Here is a 1,874-nt window from a genome sequence, read left to right as displayed (position 1 = left end):
GTATGAACTATAGGGTGCAAGTCCCGAACCCCGAAGACAGAAGTAGAGGTTAGCCAAGAGCAAGGGTGTCCGTGGCGATGCGGAATCTGAAGGAAGCTGGAGGCAAAACACCGGTCCGAGGAACACGAATCTCATAGAAGGCTAGGTATGATTGGACGAGTTTGCGCAACAAAACAAAGTCCTTTCTGTCGAAGGTCATATCGAGTAAATGAGGCGGATAGATGGTGTGAAAGTGCATACGCTTACCCGGGGAGATCTGATGGAAACGTGAAGTACCCTTCATAACCTACTTGGTGACAAGTAGCTGAACCACCAGAAGTCAGCAGAGGTCATAGTACGATTGGGTCTAGAACTAATCGGAAGGGCTGAACAACTAAGAGAGAATAGCCCTTGGCATTCCACCTTGAATGAATAAACACAGAAAACAGAGAAACCTCACGCTTAGAAAGTAATGGTGAAGTCCATGAGGGTATTTGCGGAGGGTGTAGTTCAGGTGGGCATAAGAAGACAAGCTATTCACGGAAAGGAACGAAATGGTGATGTTGAATCAAATTCTAGCACGTCCGAATATGATACAAGCATTAAAGCGAGTGGAAGCGAATAAAGGAAGCCATGGAGTAGACATGATGCCCGTACAAACCTTACGTCAGCACATCCTCGAAAATTGGGCATCCATTAAAGCGCAAATTCTAGCGGGAACCTATGAACCGCAACCGGTACGTCGTGTCGAAATCCCGAAACCAGACGGCGGTGTGCGTCTATTAGGAATCCCAACCGTGACAGACCGTTTGATTCAACAAGCCATATCGCAGATATTATCGAAGGAATATGACGGCACTTTTTCGGACAATAGTTATGGATTCCGACCAAATCGGGGTGCTCATGACGCAGTCCGAAAAGCAAAGGGTTTTATGAAGGAAGGATATCGCTGGGTTGTGGATATGGATTTAGAGAAATTCTTTGATAAGGTCAACCATGACCGACTAATGGCAACATTAGCGAAAAGAATTCAAGACAAATCGTTACTAAAGCTTATCCGCAAATATCTCCAAGCAGGTGTCATGATAAATGGCGTAGTTTCAAGTACAGAAGAAGGAACACCACAAGGTGGGCCTTTAAGTCCATTACTTTCAAATATCGTTTTAGATGAACTTGATAAAGAATTAGAGAAACGTGGACACAAATTCGTTCGATACGCAGATGACTGTAATATTTATGTAAAAAGTAAACGTGCAGGGGAGCGTACAATGGCAAGTGTACAGCGATTTATTGAAGGGAAACTTCGTTTAAAAGTAAATGAAACGAAGTCAGCAGTAGACCGTCCGTGGAATCGGAAGTTTTTAGGGTTTAGTTTTACCCGTTATAAAGAACCAAAGGTTCGTATTGCGAAAACAAGCCTACATCGAATGAAGAAGAAAATACGAGAAATTACCTCAAGAAAGATGCCCTATCCAATGGAATACCGCATTGAAAAACTCAACCAATATCTAATTGGTTGGTGTGGATACTTTGCGCTCGCAGATACCGCGTCCATATTTAAACTACTAGATAGTTGGATTAAGAGAAGATTGCGAATGTGTCTTTGGAAGAATTGGAAGAAACCCCGAACAAGAGTCAGAAATCTCAGTCGTTTAAAAGTTCCATACGGAAAAGCATACGAGTGGGGAAATACCCGAAAAGGGTACTGGCGCATCTCAAAAAGCCCCATATTACACAGAACCCTCGGCAATTCCTATTGGGAAAGCCAAGGGCTGAAAAGTCTGCAAGTTCGTTACGAAACTTTGCGTTACTCATCTTAATTGAACCGCCGTATACGGAACCGTACGTACGGTGGTGTGAGAGGTCGGGAGTTAATCACTCCCTCCTACTCGATT

At 43.8% G+C, this 1,874-nt stretch carries 1 protein-coding gene; it reads left to right on the top strand.

Annotated elements, in window-relative coordinates; translation table 11 throughout:
• Positions 1–536 precede the first annotated feature (536 nt).
• Positions 537–1,799 carry a group II intron reverse transcriptase/maturase gene (gene ltrA, locus C9J37_RS27465; RefSeq protein WP_107897925.1) on the top strand — a complete coding sequence of 421 codons (1,263 nt, stop codon included), beginning with the start codon at positions 537–539 and terminating at the stop codon, positions 1,797–1,799.
• Positions 1,800–1,874: the final 75 nt, after the last annotated feature.

It is taken from the genome of Lysinibacillus mangiferihumi (genome assembly GCF_003049665.1).
Classification (GTDB): domain Bacteria; phylum Bacillota; class Bacilli; order Bacillales_A; family Planococcaceae; genus Lysinibacillus; species Lysinibacillus mangiferihumi.
This window is presented reverse-complemented; position numbering and strand designations above follow the sequence as displayed.